An 18,360-nucleotide genomic window follows, 5' to 3' on the forward strand; every position below is an offset into this window, starting at 1 on the left:
AGTTTTAAAATTTTCTTACAATACCACTATAAGCTGTATTGTCTTTTGATTCGCACCATCACTAACTCTGATAAAATGAATTCCAGCTTTGACGTTCAATTGTTTCAAATCCAATTCAAGCTCGTTTTCTGATTTATCAAGGATCACATTAAATATTAGTTTACCGAACATATCTGTCATGGTCAATGATTTAGTTGCAAAAGAAAATCCATTGAGCTGAATCGATACCAGGTCCTTCGCAGGATTTGGTACGGCTTTTAATTCCGGGATTTCAGATGATTTGATATAAAGTTCAGTATTATCAAGCTCTTCCACTTTTTTGAACTCTGTGAATCCATTATCCTGTTTTTTCAAAGGTGGCAATGTCAAGGTATGGAACCAACCATTCACAATAATCGAAAATGTAGTTCCGCATTTAGACTTGATCTGATATTGATAGTAACTTCCATCTTCTAATCCATTAAACAAATGCGTTAATGGACCCGAAGAATTGGTCCAGCTTGACCAGGCAGTCCACACTCCGGGAGATATTTCCCTTCTAATTCTCAATTGATAACTACCCGCACATGTACCCGCAGACCAGGATACTTTTGCACTTGAATACGTGGTATCATGGTGATAAACCGTAACGGGTTGGCCACATGTATAGGCAATAACGGTCACCTTTTGAATACAGGTTTTTACATTATTCGAAGAATCTTTTACGGTCCATTTCACATTAGTGACCCCAACTGGATAACTCGAAGGTGAATTATTTGTAATTGGATATTTTATTCCGCAATTATCAGAGACAGTCGGAGTTCCCAAGCTGACTGAACCTGCAGGAACGCTACACTGGCCTGGTAGGGTGGTAACTGTCAAATCTACAGGGCAAGTAGCCATAGGTGGTTCCAAATCTTTTACATTTACCTTAAAACTGCAATTTTTTGAATTGCCTGCGGCATCCAAAACCAACCACGTTATAGTGGTTATTCCTTTTTTCCAATATTGTCCATTTAATGAACCACTTCCAGATCCGGATTCTACTCCACTCAATGTCCAGGTCTTAGATACTATACCGCAATTATCGGATGCTGTTCCATCAAATTCAGTAGCTTGAACAACATAGCGGCATAATCCTTCGGTCATCCCTCTCACTTGATTACCAGGACAAGTCATCACTGGCATGGTTACATCTTTACCTGTCAGCACAGTAGTACATGTGGAAGAATTCCCATTTCCATCATTTACGGTTATAGTTACCGTATGCGTCATATTATGTGCTGAAGAGAGGCTACTTGTTGCTGATGGATTCTGACTCCAGGTAAAACTTGTGGCACAATTATCTGTAGCCATTGCTCCATCCGTAAGGTTAGGTACCACTAACATACAGTTTGCATTCAAATTGACGTTTTGAGGATCCTCACAAACAGCTACCGGTGCTGTGACATCATTTCCAGTTAACACTACCGTACATGTTGCACTGTTTCCGTTGCCATCATTTGCAGTGACTGTTACTGTATGTGTTGTTCCTTCGCCTGATGCTAATAATGTTGCTGATGTCGGATTCTGTGTCCATGTGAATGTTGTCGAACAATTATCTGTTGCTGTAGCCCCATCTGTAAGGTCTGGTACAGAAAGTTGACAGCTTGAATTTAGATTAATTGTTTGAGCTGTTTCACACGTAGGCACCGGATTCGTGTTGTCATTGCCGGTTAATACTACTGTACATGTTGCACTGTTTCCATTGCCATCATTAACAGTAACTGTCACCGTATGTGTTGTTCCTTCGCCTGATGCTAATAATGTTGATGATGTTGGACTTTGTGTCCATGTGAATGTTGTTGAACAATTGTCGGTTGCTGTTGCCCCATCTGTAAGATTTGGTACAGAAAGTTGACAACTTGCATTTAGATTAATTGTTTGAGCTGTTTCACAGTTAGGCACTGGATTCGTATTGTCATTTCCGGTTAACACTACTGTACACGTCGCACTGTTTCCATTGCCATCATTTGCAGTGACTGTTACCGTATGTGTTGTTCCTTCGCCTGATGCTAATAATGTTGCTGATGTCGGATTCTGTGACCATGTGAATATTGTCGAACAATTGTCAGTTGCTGTTGCCCCATCTGTAAGATTTGGTACAGAAAGTTGACAGCTTGAATTTAGATTAATTGTTTGAGCTGTTTCACACGTAGGCACCGGATTCGAGTTGTCATTTCCGGTTAACACTACTGTACACGTTGCACTGTTTCCATTGCCATCATTAACAGTAACTGTCACCGTATGTGTTGTTCCTTCGCCTGATGCTAATAATGTTGATGATGTCGGATTCTGTGTCCATGTGAATGTTGTCGAACAATTGTCTGTTGCTGTAGCCCCATCCGTAAGATTTGGTACAGACAGTTCACAGTTTGCATTTAGATTAATTGTTTGAGCTGTTTCACAGCTAGGTACTGGATTTGTATTGTCATTACCGGTTAATACTACTGTACATGTTGCACTGTTTCCATTGCCATCATTTGCAGTGACTGTTACTGTGTGAGTAGTTCCTTCGCCCGATGCTAATAATGTTGCTGATGTTGGATTTTGACTCCATGTGAATGAACTTGAGCAATTGTCACTAATGTTTGCTCCATCTGTAAGATTTGGAACTAACAGTTGACAGCTGGCATTCAGATTAATTGTTTGAGCTGTTTCACAAGTAGGTACAGGATTCGTATTGTCGTTTCCGGTTAATACTACGGTGCATGTTGCACTGTTTCCATTGCCATCATTTGATGTGACTGTCACTGTATGTGTTGTTCCTTCGCCTGATGCTAATAATGTTGCTGATGTTGGACTTTGTGTCCATGTGAATGTTGTCGAACAATTATCGGTTGCTGTTGCACCATCCGTAAGATTTGGTACAGACAGTTCACAGCTGGCATTTAGATTAATTGTCTGAGCTGTTTCACATGTAGGCACAGGATTTGCATTGTCATTTCCAGTTAATACAGAAGTGCAAGTTGACGAGTTTCCATTACCATCAGAAACCGTAACAGTTACAACATGCATCATTCCTTCACCTGAAGGCAGCATTGCTCCTTGTAAAGGATTCTGTGTCCATGTAAATGATATGCTACAATTATCTGATGCAGTAGCTGCATTGGTTTTATCTGGAACCGTAATCTCGCAATTCGCATTCAATGAAAGCGTTTGATTATTTTCACAATCAGGAATTGGTGCAGTAGTATCGTCTCCCGTTAATACTACTGTACATGTTGCACTGTTTCCATTGCCATCATTTGCAGTAACTGTTACCGTATGTGTTGTTCCTTCGCCTGATGCTAACAATGTTGCAGATGTTGGACTTTGTGTCCATGTGAATGTTGTCGAACAATTGTCTGTTGCACTTGCGCCATCGGTAAGATTTGGTACAGAAAGTTGACAACTTGCATTTAGATTAATTGTTTGTGCTGTTTCACACGTAGGCACCGGATTCGTATTGTCATTTCCGGTTAATACTACTGTACACGTCGCACTGTTTCCATTGCCATCATTAGCAGTAACTGTTACTGTATGTGTTGTTCCTTCGCCTGATGCCAATAATGTTGATGATGTCGGATTCTGTGACCATGTAAATGTTGTCGAACAATTGTCTGTTGCTGTTGCGCCATCTGTAAGATTTGGTACTAACAGTTGACAGCTTGAATTTAGATTAATTGTTTGAGCTGTTTCACACGTTGGCACTGGATTCGTATTGTCGTTTCCGGTTAATACTACTGTACATGTTGCACTGTTTCCATTGCCGTCATTTGCAGTGACTGTTACTGTATGTGTTGTTCCTTCGCCTGATGCTAACAATGTTGCTGATGTTGGACTTTGTGTCCATGTGAATGTCGTCGAACAATTATCAGTTGCTGTTGCGCCATCTGTAAGATCCGGTACTAACAGTTGACAGCTTGAATTTAGATTAATTGTTTGAGCTGTTTCACAGCTTGGTACAGGATTCGTATTGTCGTTTCCGGTTAATACTACTGTGCACGTTGCACTGTTTCCATTGCCATCATTTGCTGTGACTGTTACCGTATGTGTTGCTCCTTCGCCTGATGCTAATAATGTTGCTGATGTTGGACTTTGTGTCCATGTGAATGTTGTCGAACAATTATCAGTTGCTGTTGCGCCATCGGTAAGATCCGGTACTAACAGTTGACAGCTTGAATTTAGATTAATTGTTTGAGCCGATTCACAGCTTGGTACTGGATTCGTATTGTCATTTCCGGTTAATACTACTGTGCACGTTGCACTGTTTCCATTGCCGTCATTTGCAGTGACTGTTACTGTATGTGTTGTTCCTTCGCCTGATGCTAACAATGTTGCTGATGTTGGACTTTGTGTCCATGTGTATGTCGTCGAACAATTATCAGTTGCTGTTGCGCCATCTGTAAGATCCGGTACTAACAGTTGACAGCTTGAATTTAGATTAATTGTTTGAGCTGTTTCACAGCTTGGTACAGGATTCGTATTGTCGTTTCCGGTTAATACTACTGTGCACGTTGCACTGTTTCCATTGCCATCATTTGCTGTGACTGTTACCGTATGTGTTGCTCCTTCGCCTGATGCTAATAATGTTGCTGATGTTGGACTTTGTGTCCATGTGAATGTTGTCGAACAATTATCAGTTGCTGTTGCTGCATCTGTAAGATCTGGTAATAACAGTTGACAGCTTGAATTTAGATTAATTGTTTGAGCTGTTTCACAGCTTGGTACTGGATTCGTATTGTCATTTCCGGTTAATACTACTGTGCACGTTGCACTGTTTCCATTGCCATCATTTGCTGTTACAGTCACTGTATGTGTCGTTCCTTCGCCCGATGCTAATAATGTTGCTGATGTTGGACTTTGTGTCCATGTGAATGTTGTCGAACAATTGTCTGTTGCTGTTGCTGCATCCGTAAGATCCGGTACTAACAGTTGACAGCTTGAATTAAGATTAATTGTTTGAGCTGTTTCACACGTTGGCACTGGATTCGTATTGTCGTTTCCGGTTAATACTACTGTACATGTTGCACTGTTTCCATTGCCGTCATTTGCAGTGACTGTTACTGTATGTGTTGTTCCTTCGCCTGATGCTAACAATGTTGCTGATGTTGGACTTTGTGTCCATGTGAATGTCGTCGAACAATTATCAGTTGCTGTTGCGCCATCTGTAAGATCCGGTACTAACAGTTGACAGCTTGAATTTAGATTAATTGTTTGAGCTGTTTCACACGTTGGCACTGGATTCGTGTTGTCATTTCCGGTTAATACTACTGTGCACGTTGCACTGTTTCCATTGCCATCATTTGCTGTGACTGTTACCGTATGTGTTGTTCCTTCGCCTGATGCTAACAATGTTGCTGATGTTGGACTTTGTGTCCATGTGAATGTCGTCGAACAATTATCAGTTGCTGTTGCGCCATCTGTAAGATCCGGTACTAACAGTTGACAGCTTGAATTTAGATTAATTGTTTGAGCTGTTTCACAGCTTGGTACAGGATTCGTATTGTCGTTTCCGGTTAATACTACTGTGCACGTTGCACTGTTTCCATTGCCATCATTTGCTGTTACAGTCACTGTATGTGTCGTTCCTTCGCCTGATGCTAATAATGTTGATGATGTTGGACCTTGTGTCCATGTGAATGTTGTCGAACAATTATCAGTTGCTGTTGCGCCATCGGTAAGATCCGGTACTAACAGTTGACAGCTTGAATTAAGATTAATTGTTTGAGCTGTTTCACAAGTAGGTACAGGATTCGTATTGTCGTTTCCGGTTAATACTACGGTGCATGTTGCACTGTTTCCATTGCCATCATTTGATGTGACTGTCACTGTATGTGTTGTTCCTTCGCCTGATGCTAATAATGTTGCTGATGTTGGACTTTGTGTCCATGTGAATGTTGTCGAACAATTATCGGTTGCTGTTGCACCATCCGTAAGATTGTGGTACAGACAGTTCACAGCTGGCATTTAGATTAATTGTCTGAGCTGTTTCACATGTAGGCACAGGATTTGCATTGTCATTTCCAGTTAATACAGAAGTGCAAGTTGACGAGTTTCCATTACCATCAGAAACCGTAACAGTTACAACATGCATCATTCCTTCACCTGAAGGCAGCATTGCTCCTTGTAAAGGATTCTGTGTCCATGTAAATGATATGCTACAATTATCTGATGCAGTAGCTGCATTGGTTTTATCTGGAACCGTAATCTCGCAATTCGCATTCAATGAAAGCGTTTGATTATTTTCACAATCAGGAATTGGTGCAGTAGTATCGTCTCCCGTTAATACTACTGTACACGTCGCACTGTTTCCATTTCCATCATTTGCTGTGACTGTTATTGTATGTGTTGTTCCTTCGCCTGATGGTAATAATGTTGCTGATGTTGGACTTTGTGTCCATGTGAATGTCGTCGAACAATTATCAGTTGCTGTTGCCCCATCTGTAAGATCCGGTACTAACAGTTGACAGCTTGAATTAAGATTAATTGTTTGAGCTGTTTCACAGCTTGGTACTGGATTCGTATTGTCGTTTCCGGTTAATACTACTGTACATGTTGCACTGTTTCCATTGCCATCATTTGCTGTGACTGTTACCGTATGTGTTGTTCCTTCGCCTGATGATAATAATGTTGCTGATGTTGGACTTTGTGTCCATGTGAATGTCGTCGAACAATTATCAGTTGCTGTTGCTCCATCTGTTAAATCCGGTACTGCCAGTTTACAATTTGCATCCAGCAATATTGTTTGCGCAGATTCACAGGTAGGGACCGGATTTTCTGAATCATTCACCGTTACCGTAAATACACAAGTAGGTGCTCCGCAAGGATTTGTTGCTGTAACTGTAACCGTTGTATTTCCTTTTCCAAAAGATGAGCCCGTTCCTGTACCACTGCCACTACCTGTCGTTGCTCCACTAAAAACATAAGTTAAAGTAGGAGCTGGTGAGCCATTGGCGGTAACGATATAGTTGGCAATACCTGTACAGATTCCGGTTCCCGTATTTACAACGACAGCAGTGTTCGGGCAAGCTGTAAAGCTTGGAGGTGAACAGTTCTGTTCTGCCATAATTGCAAAATTATAAGGATTTTCATCACAATCACTGTTTGATACTTCTATAACTGCGTTGTCTATACCAATTCCTGATGGCGTATATTTAATTTGGAAAGTGGTTGTACCTCCTGAAGGTGAAACAGGACTGGAAGGTGCTGTCTCCAGACTAAATTCAGTTGATCCTACGATATTTACACCAGAGATATTGAGCGGTAAACTACCATGACTGTTTGTAATTGTAAAGGTACGTATAATTGGAGCCCCTGTGGTTTGACCAAAATCAGTATGATCTGCTAGATCGGGCATATTATCCCCGTCCATGATTGGAGTCGCATTACCGCTGATTTCTATTTCACCAATTGAGCCAAAATCTACTGTGGCCATTCCACTACCTGTTCCGGAACAACCATTAGCATCTTCAATTGAAGTAATGGTAAAAACATCCGGACCAGGTTCACTGACCGTCACTGTTATTTGTGAAACACCTATACTGGTAACATTATGACTGCTCCCATCTGATAACATTACAGTGAGCGGTGCTGTTCCGCTGGTAACATTTATGTTTAGCTGAACAGAAGTCGTACCGGGACAAACCAATAAGTTATCGCTTAATGAAGCAGCCGGCAATGGATTTACAATAATTATTTGAGCATCGGATCCGGTACAAGCATTGGCATCGGTGACCGTCACCGAATACGTATTTGCTGTATTTACCATAATGGATTGCGTGGTTGCTGAAGTGCTCCAAACCCATGATGGAAAAACGCCAGCATCTAAAGTTGCATTTTCTCCAGCACAAAGAATACCATCGTTATTGCTGGTACCTGAAGTTTCTGTAACAGCAATAGATGGTGTTGGAATTGCAAGTACTGTTAGCATTTCTGTATCGGTCGCACTACATCCATTGGCATCTGTAACGGTAACTGTGTAAGTTCCATTGGTGTTTACAGAAATCGTTTGCGTTGAAGCTGAATTACTCCAGGACCAGGAGGTATAAACTCCGGCATCCAATAATGCAGTTTCATTGGCACAAATAATACCATCATCATCATTAAGACTTGATGTTTCTGTCAATACAATGGTTGGCGTTGGCAAAGCATTTATAGTTGTTTGAGAGCTTCCACTTAAATCTGCACAACAATTGTTTGCATCTATTACTTTGAGGAGCGTATAATTTGTAGTGCTCACAGGAGATACTGAAATATAATGAACCCCGTTTGAATTTAAAACATGAAGACTGCCATCAGAAAGAGTGACATTAAATGGAGCCATTCCGCCAGTGATGGTAATTTTAACACTTGAAGGGTTTCCTATACAGACTGCTGTATCCCGACTGAGGACCGCTGTGGATGGATCGCAACCATTGCCTTGTACAGTGAAATTATATGGATTATTATTACAAGTATAATTTGCAATATTGACTACAGCAGAAAATAATCCAACACTTGTTGGAGCGAATTTAATAGAAACAGTGGTTGAGTCACCAGGAAACAATTCAAGATCGGCTGGTTGCGCAAAAACGGTGAATTCAGTAGATGGAACTGTTGTAACCGGAGCAGGGCCAATGAGTCTTATGATCCCACTTCCGTTATTTTTCATTCCATAATGAACAATACCTTCCTCACCAACTTCAATACCACAGACCAAGGTATTATCATTAAAGCTTGGTGTGATATCCTCATCTTCTATGAGCAATGCATTTCCAAGTACGTCTGTATTTGGCAAAGCCGGTGCACATGCATCTTGATTGGTAAGAAAAGAAGTCGCATCTACCGTACCTGTATATCCATTTCCAGTTCCACCTAAATTGGATGGACCGTTGGCTGCACCCCAATAATTGTTCATGGCATTTAATGTACCAGGTGCTGTTGAACGCAATCCTGTAGCATTACACATCATGCTATTATTGATTAAAGTCAAAGTGGAAATGGTCGGCGTAATAAAATCCATGCCGAAATTATTATCATAAAATGTATTACACTTTATCATTTCATTTTTACTACCATTTACCTGTAAACCTATATCTCTTCCTTGTGCATAAACTTTTTGAATGGTATTACCAACTCCATTTGATAATCGAATTCCGGTTCCTTGTCTTACAATTCCAGAACGAGAAAGATCCAAAGTATTCACTTCGGAATTGCAAACATCAGAAAGATGTAATACGTATCCTGTGCCAGCTGCAACTTCGCTTAAACCATTTGTTCCATAAAGTCCAAGATTCACATTGGTACCGGGGAACGTGCCATCTGATATTTTCAAGTTGGACATCTTGACAAATTTCAAACCAAATAATGATCCGGTTCCACCAAACTTATTTCCACTGATGGAAACACCACCGGGCATACTTCCTTCCGCTGCATGTTCTATTCTAATAGCGGGTTCATCATCTGCTATACCGGTTTTTTGAAAATCATTATTTTGGATGGTATAATCTGATCCGTTCAATATTCTAATTCCCAAACGGCGATTTTTGATTAAATTATTTTGAATGTTATTTCCATATTGACTTGCGTTATCATTGGCACAATAAATACCTGTACCGGTTTGTGTTCCTGAAATAGATAAATCAATACTGTCTATGGTAACTCCGGAAGTATTGCGCAATGTAATTACAGATGGATAGCTCCCACTAATACCCTTCACCTCAGAAAGACTATCAGACCTCAATATAACAATGTGATTGGCAGGATCAGCAAAATTTGAAATTTTGATTCCGCAAAGATTTTCAAGTCGAATTCCGGCATTGGAGAAAATATTATCGGACCAACCAAATTGATTTGCACTGGCTTTTAAACCCATTGGAATGGATCCATCCAATTGTGTTATCCCGCTTACATAAAGCGCAGGTTCATCTGACTCTACGCCACTTGCGCGCAAATCATTGTTTGTTATCGTATAATCTTTTCCTCCTTGGATATTAATACCAGTTTTGTGGCGTCGCAAATCACAATTTTTAAGGATAACCGGACCATGGGCAGCACCATTGTCAATCCTAATTCCCGTAAAATCCTGAGCCGGAGTAGCGCCAATTGGACGAGATAAATCCAAATTATCTACAGTCGTATTTTTAACATTTACAAGATGAAGAACATAGTAAGTATTGCTATTACCATTCCCACCCATGTTGTTTAGACCACAGGTATCTTCCAAGGTAATGTTTCGACCTGCTATAGATAAATCACCTATGATGAGATCGCGCATATTTTCACAACGCAATCCACCTCTTGATAAAGAACCGCCAAATTTATTTCCGCTAAAATCGATACCACCGGGAAGATTACCCGATTGAATATGTTGAAGATACACGGATGGTTGGTCATTCGTCCAACCGGAATTCAACATAGTATTATTCTTAATTATATAGTCCCGACCACCGCTACAATAAATGGAGCGGTATAAATTATTAAAATTACAATTTTTAATTGTGACATTGTAATTGTTTAAATTATTAGCCACCCAAATACCGGCTCTATCTTTCGCTCCTGGTCGTGAAGCATCTATATTGTCAACAGTGGTATTTGTCATATTGGTCAAATACATATTCGGGCTATTGCTATTGTTGTCATTAATTATTAAATTATTCATACCGCTATTATCTTCTATGACGACATGAGCACCAACAACGGATGCATCTCCGATGATGATATTTTTCATACCTTCCATTCTGAGAGCCGTACGCACATTCGGTCCTCCAAAGGTATTTCCTGAAGCACTGACGCCTCCTGAGATGATTTGAGGGCTTATACCTGAAAACCAAAGTGCCGGATCATCTTTATTTACACCTGTTGAATCAAGGTCATTGTTTAAAACGGTGTAATCTCTTCCCCCAGTAAATTGAAAACCTCTATATCTATTCGAACCCTTACAATTTTGAACCAAAGTATTATTACCATTATTCATCCACAAAGCAAATGAATTGCCTTGACCTGCAGTTGCTTTAGACAGATCAACATTTTTGATTTGCACATTGCGTGTATTGTTCATGTATAGACAACCACGATTGCCAGAATCTTCACCAATGATATTATTCATGCCACTGTTGTCTTCAATGGTGATATTACGTCCTGCAACTGAGGTATTTCCTATGATCAAATCACGCATATTATCGATGCGAATACCCATGTGAGCAGTTGAACTGTTAAACGAGCCTCCGAATAAATTTCCACTCATATCTATCCCACCTGGAAGCACAGCTGCTAATATGCCATTGAGATAGATCCCAGGTCGTGAGGTATAATAACCTGAATACCTTAAATCATTATCTTTAATAGTGACATCTTTTCCACCACTGATCCAAATACCCGATGTACGCTGATTGATTTTGCAATTTTTTATAATATTATTTCTATAGACGGAACTGCCGCTGTTTTCAATATAGATTCCAGTTCCATCTCTTCCTGCAGCAGATCTTGACACATCCACATTGTCTATCATAATATTTGATACTCCATTTAAGTATATGGATGCGGACAAATCAGAATTGTTCATTGAATTCATACCGCTGTTGTCTTCAATTACAATGTTGGCGCCTACCACGCCAGCATCGCCGATTAAAAGACCGTCCATATTATCCAGCCTTAATCCGCAATTGGTTGTTGCTGAAGTAAAACCGAATAAATTGCTATTTGCAGTTATACCTGCAGGGATGTTACCAGGTCGAACATTAGATAAATATAAAGCCGGACGGTTATTATCATTACCTGTATTTCTTAAGTCATTACCTGTTATCGTATAATCTTTTCCACCACTACAATAAATACCAGAGTAACGTGTATTGATTTTACAATTTAGGATACTGTTGTTTGAATGACTTGCGTTGTTTGAAAAAACAATACCCCAACCTTGATAACCAAAGATGGAATTTAGATTCACTTTATTAATCGTAGTATTAGAAACATTGATAAGGTATAAAACATAGTTATCTCCTGTACCTGCGGCACCCAATCCACTGGTATCTTCTAACGTAATATGAGCACCAACGACCGTTTGATTTCCTATGAGTAAGCCATTCATTCCATCAATCCGGATTCCAAATAACGATCCATTGGCTGCATCCCCAAATACGTTTCCGCTCATTAATATCCCTCTTGGGATGCTGCCCTCAATTATTGAATTCAGCCACAAAGAAGGTCTGTTGGCATCATTTCCTGTTTTTTTCAAATAATTATTTTGGATCGTATAATCTCTCCCACTCGAGCAATTTATACCATAATAACGATTATTTATTATGCAATTTTTAATGGTAATGCTACTATCGCTTGATCCATTTTGCACTCTGATGCCACCTCCTTGTCTACCATATGTCGTAGCAGTGAAATCCAAATTGTCCATAGTAATATTGGATACATTCTGCAGATAAAGGCAATATTCATCACCTGTCCCTGTGGATGCCATACCACTTCCATCTTCTATTACAAAATTGGCTCCAACAACGGATGCATCTCCAATGAGTAAATTACTCATGTTGCTGATGCGAATTCCAAATGAACTTCGATTATTCCCTGAAACGTCGCCATACAAATTACCACTGATATCTACAGCATTTGGAATGTTTTTTGCAGTTACATTATTCAGATAAATCGCTGGGTTGCTACTATTGACCCCGGTTCTTCTAAAATCATTGTTTTTAATGGTGTGATCTCGCCCGCCATTTGAATAGACTCCACGAAAACGGTTTTTGAAAATATTATTGAGAATAAAAACCTCATTACAATTTGTCAAATCAACTCCATACCCATCATAATTGGCATCTGGTCGCGAAATGTCCAAATACTTTATGGTTAGGCCCGTAACAGTTGTCGCAGAAAATGAAGTAAAACTACTATTAGAATTGATCGTGATCAAGGGCGTGCCAGCAAATCCAGGTTGCGAACTACCATCAATCATCAATGGTGCGATGATCGTAGGTAATGCAGAAGTATTCACGATCATTTGTGCACCGGAGCCAATAGCAAATTCAATGACATCGGCATCGGCATTCGCGTTAGCATCTGTAATGGCCTGACGTAAAGATCCAACGCCGGTATTGTTTGTATTGGTCACAAGGATCACATCCTTGCCGGTACCTTGCACGGCCGCATCAAATGCTGCTTCATCAGCATCATCATTTACGATATCTAATGTTGCAGTGCGAAGTCCTGTAGCTCCGGGCGTAAATGTGACATTAAATGTTGCTGAACTACCGGGAGGAATCGGACTGGCAGGAGTCAAAGCTCCTGCAACAAAATCTGCTGCATGAGTTCCACTAAATCCAATAGAGGTAATATTTAATGCAGCTCCTCCAATATTATTGATTGTAAAAGTCCTGACAACATTTGATCCATTTTTCACAGAACTAAAGTCTGTAAAATTGCTTGTAGTTGGAGCAACAGAACCATCTTCTATCAAATTTAGATTTCCGATCAGTTCAATTTCCTGAGCAGTTGAACTTGGACAACCCGAAGGTGCAGATCCAAGAAATGGAGTAAAATCAACAGATGCAGTTACAGCATTTGGTGGATCTCCTACAGGCGGCGCACCACCACCGAAATAATTGTTTTCTGCTTTAATGCTTGCTGCAGATTGAATTGCATATCCGGTGTTACCCACAAATGTGTTTTGTTCTACGGTCAATCCTGTTACACCACTTGCAACTTGCAAAGCATCTGTGTTGGAAGACAAATCACAACATTCAACGGTATGTCCAAAACCAGATGTAATGTCTATGGCATCTACTCTGTTTTGAATGGTTAGCGATTTTGCAGTCACATGAGACCCGCCATTGATATACAAACCCGTTCCGGCTGGCCCGCCAGTCAATGAAAGTTGTACCAATTCAATTTCAATCCGATTGCAGGTTTCCAAATGAATTGCTCTTACAGCGGCTTCTTTAATTCCACCCAGAGGAAGTAACTCAATTTGAACACCGGCTACTGTATTGTCTCCAATGATGACATCATTGATATTATCAAGTCGCAGTCCATAGTTGAAATTTGTACCCCCGAAGGTATTATCATAAATACTTTTACCAGAACTGAAACCTGCATTCAAAATATAAAGTGCCGGTTCTGTTGTTGTACTTCCGCAAACTGTTAAATTATTATTCTGGACAGTATAATTTTTTCCACCACTAAGATAAATACCGGTCCTTCGATTACCAATTGCACAATTTTTAATGGCAAATGGATAACTACTTGCATTATTATCAACTCTAATCCCGATTCCTTTTTGTGTTGCACCGGTTCTAGTAAGGTCAACATTGTCAACCGATGCATTGGATACATTGTTAAAAAACAGGACTGCTTCGTTGCTGTTTCCATTATTTCCGATTGAATCCAAACCTGAAGTGACATCCTCAAATGTTATATTTCGACCTCCTACACTGGCATCTCCAATTGTAAGATTTTTCATGTTGTCAAATCTTACTGCACAGTTTGAATTTGTACCGCCAAAAAAATTGGCACTCATGGAAATACCACCAACAAGAGAACCCTCTAGAATTCCATTAAGGTAGATTCCCGGATCAGTATTATTCAAACCACTCGCCGTTAGTATATTTCCAGTAATGGTGTAATCGACACCGCCGGTAATTTGAATACCGGTTCTGCGATTTGAGATTGAGTTGTTTGTGATCGAAATGGTTTTATTACCGCTTCCATTTGAAATTGTCAAACCACCGCCTAACTGAGTTCCACCGCTTTTTGATAATTGTAATCCGTTGATTGTAACATTAGAGACTTGAGCGAGGAACAATACACTTTCATTGCTATTGGCATTATTGCCAACTGACGTCAAGCCACTGGAAACGTCATCAAAAAAGATATCATCACTAACATTGTCGCCAATGGTAAAACTCCTCATATCTTCAACTCGCAATGCAGTATTCGCATTGGTTCCTCCAAATGTATTGCCACTCATGGCAATACCCCCATCAAAACTTTCTTTTAAAAGGCCATTCAACCAGACCGCTGGTTCATCATTTCTAATTCCTGATCCGGTAAAATTATTTCCCGTGATGGTATAATCTCTACCACCTATGATGTAAATACCCGTACGACGATTCTGAATATTGCAATCTTTTATGATTACATTTTTCATGCCTATTGAATTGTTAATCTTGATACCAATTCCTCTTTGAATAGGATTTGGAAAGGAAGATGAGATGTCCAGATTGTCAATGGTGGAATTTCTTACATTATTAAGCGCAATTACTGCGTAGCTGCTACTTGCCTCAAAACCCACGTCTGATAATCCATTTCCATCTTCTAATTTTACGTTTGTTCCGGTAGTTGCATCTCCTATAGTAAGATCGCTCATGTTATCAAACCGGACTCCAGCTCTACTGAAATTATTAGTGTTCGGAACATTTCCAAAGGTATTACCACTCACCAACACACCTCCGGTTAATGTTCCTGCGGTAACATCGCGAAAATCTAAAGCGAAAGCTTCTGTATCCCAACCGCTGTTTGTAATGCTATTGTTTTGAACTATATAATCTTTTCCACCCCTGCAATTAATTCCACGGTAGCGATTATCTGCTTTGCAATTTTTAATGGTGATTGCCTGGTTAACAACTCCATTGTTTACATATATTCCGTATGAACTGCTTGCTGTTGCGGTAACTTTTGAACAATCTATATTGTCAATAACAACACTGTCTACATTGCTTAAAAACAGCGCACCTTGATTGTTATAATCTGCTCCTACGCATTGGTTGAGTCCGCTATTGTCTTCGAGGATAATGTTTGCTCCTACCACAGATGCATCCCCAATTAAAAGATTTCGCATTCCGGAAATAACAACGCCGCGATTAAAGTTTGGGATACCAAAAGTATTTCCACTTGCCATTACTCCAGCAGCCAGAGTTCCCGGAATAATATTAGACAACTCCAAAGCAGCAGTTGAATTGCCACTTCCACTACTCACCAAATTGTTGTTGGTGACTGTATAATCACTTCCGCCATTTATCCAGATACCGCGATTGCGGTTGCCTGCAAGACAATCTTTAATTATTATATTTGAATTGAGCGTAGTATTTACAACTTTAATTCCAAAAGAATTGCCCTGGCCAGCCGTATTTTTTGAACAGTCCAGATTATCCACCACAAAATTATTGACGCCATTCAGATATAAAGCTCCTTGATTAGTAACATCCGCACCAGATATTTGATTGAAACCACTACCATCTTCTATTTTAATTTCAACACCAGTGGTGGCATCTCCAATGGTAAGGTCATTCATATACTGAACAGAAATACCGGAATTACTTACTTGCGCAACATTGGTCCCAAATAAATTCGAATGAACCAACACACCATTGGGAATCGTTCCTTCCCGAATATTTGAGAGTTCAAGTGAATAATAATCATTGTGTCCGCTTCCTCTCAGATCATTATTAAATACTGTGTAATCTTTTCCGCCTCTAATTCTGATACCATTTGACCGGTTTCGGGCAAGGCAGTTTTTGATCGTAACGTTGTGATGAGCTGTAGAAACATTGCTAAATCTACTGGTTTCATTTTCAACATAAATCCCAAATGAATTCGGGATGCCGCCCAAGGTGTAAGAAACATCAATATCATCTACTGTAATATTACTTACATCATCCAAATACAACATCCCCCGCCGGTCAGCCGAATTACCTCCGAATGTATTCATCCCGCTGTTGTCTTCAATTTTTATTTCAACCCCAGTTGTTGCGTCACCTATGGTGAGATTACTCATTCCTGAAACAAACAAGCCTATACTATTGGGATTAATAGGTCCGGTAGGATTTTGACCGTATAAATTGGAATGAACCAATACGCCACCGGGAATAGCTCCTTCTCCTATACTTCTTAGGTCAAGTGCAGCATTGTCTTCATGCCCTGAGCCCCGAAGATCATTGTTGAATATAGAATAATCTTTACCATCACTACATGCGATTCCGAGATAATGATTTTTAACATCACAGTTCTTAATGGTGATGTTTCCATTTGATCCAGTATTATTGATCCGAATTCCAAATCCAGAAATGATCCCTCCTAAAGTCCAGGAAGCATCTAAGTTGTCAACAACAATATTCGATACATTTAATAAAAATAATGCACCTCGATCTGATGTGTTATTAGCATTTATTTTATTAAATCCACTAGTGTCTCCAATTTTTACTTCTACTCCTGTCGTTTCATCTCCAATAGTAAGGGCACTCATATTGCTAAGTTTTAATCCGCCACGACTTTCTACCCCATTTGTATTTCTCCCAAAAAGATTTCCGCTCACTAATATACCACCGGGAATGGCTGCAGCTGTTATATTGCTTAATGAAATCGCGTATTGGTCACCCTCTCCGGTACCTTTTAAATTATTGTTTTGAATTGTATAATCTTTACCATTAGTGCAATTTATTCCTTCGTACCTGTTGTTGATTGCACAATTCTTAATAGTGATACCACTATTTGTAACCTGATTTGAAACGACGATTCCGTTGGAATGCCTTAAACCACCTCCTAACCAGGACATTTCGATATTGTCAATGGTAATATTATTTACAGTTGTCAAATAGAATAAATAATGACCACTTTGACCCATATCTGTTAAGCCACTATTGTCTTCAATAGTTATATTGGATCCAATAACGGAAGCATCTCCAATGACCAGGTTACTCATATTATGAATCCTGAGTGCAGTCAGTCCTGAACCGCCAAATTTATTACCGCTTACTGCCAATCCGCCAGATATGCTTCCTTGTGTGATGTTTAAAAAATATAAAGAAGGATTATCATTATTCGCACTGGTAGCAAATAAATCATTGTTCTGTACCGTATGATCCTGACCGCCGTTGATGATGATGCCTGAATTGCGGTTTTTAATAAAATTGTTTAAAATAAAACTTTGACTGCAGTTTGTTAGGTGGATACCACCTCCATTTCTTACCGAAGTATAGGATATATCCAATCCTTTTATGGTCAATCCAGTCAAATTAGCAGCTGCAAAAATGGTCCCGGTAAAGGCAGTTCCTACTTTGACATAGCTTGACTGGGTACCACTTGTAAATCCGGGTTGTGTAGTCCCATCCATCACGGTCGGTCCGGATATCGTTGGTAAAGCCGAACTCACGGTTATACTCCATGGTCCTCCTCCCGGTATATTGAATACGATGGTATCAGCGCCAACATTTGCATTTGCGTCAGTTATGGCTTGCCTTAAAGAACCTGCTCCGGAATCAGCTGTATTAATAACTGTATAGGTATTTGCAAATGCATTGATAGAAAAAAACAAAGAAATGCATGCTAAAATGTGTAAAATCTTAGAATAATTCATTGGAATTGAGTTGGTTAGATTGA

Annotated in this window: 2 protein-coding genes; both read right to left on the reverse strand. The window is 39.8% G+C overall.

Annotation, left to right across the window (positions count from 1 at the left end; all coding sequences use genetic code 11):
- Positions 1-15: 15 nt before the first annotated feature.
- Positions 16-5,961 carry an HYR domain-containing protein gene (locus IPM92_12975; GenBank protein ID MBK9109241.1) on the reverse strand — a complete coding sequence of 1,982 codons (5,946 nt, stop codon included), beginning with the start codon at positions 5,959-5,961 and terminating at the stop codon, positions 16-18.
- Positions 5,912-18,337, reverse strand: a complete 12,426-nt coding sequence (locus IPM92_12980) for a choice-of-anchor D domain-containing protein (GenBank protein MBK9109242.1) — start codon at positions 18,335-18,337, stop codon at positions 5,912-5,914. Before IPM92_12980 ends, IPM92_12975 begins: the two co-directional genes overlap by 50 nt.
- Between the last annotated feature and the right edge of the window lie 23 nt (positions 18,338-18,360).

The sequence above is a fragment of the Saprospiraceae bacterium genome (genome assembly GCA_016719615.1).
GTDB lineage: Bacteria > Bacteroidota > Bacteroidia > Chitinophagales > Saprospiraceae > Vicinibacter.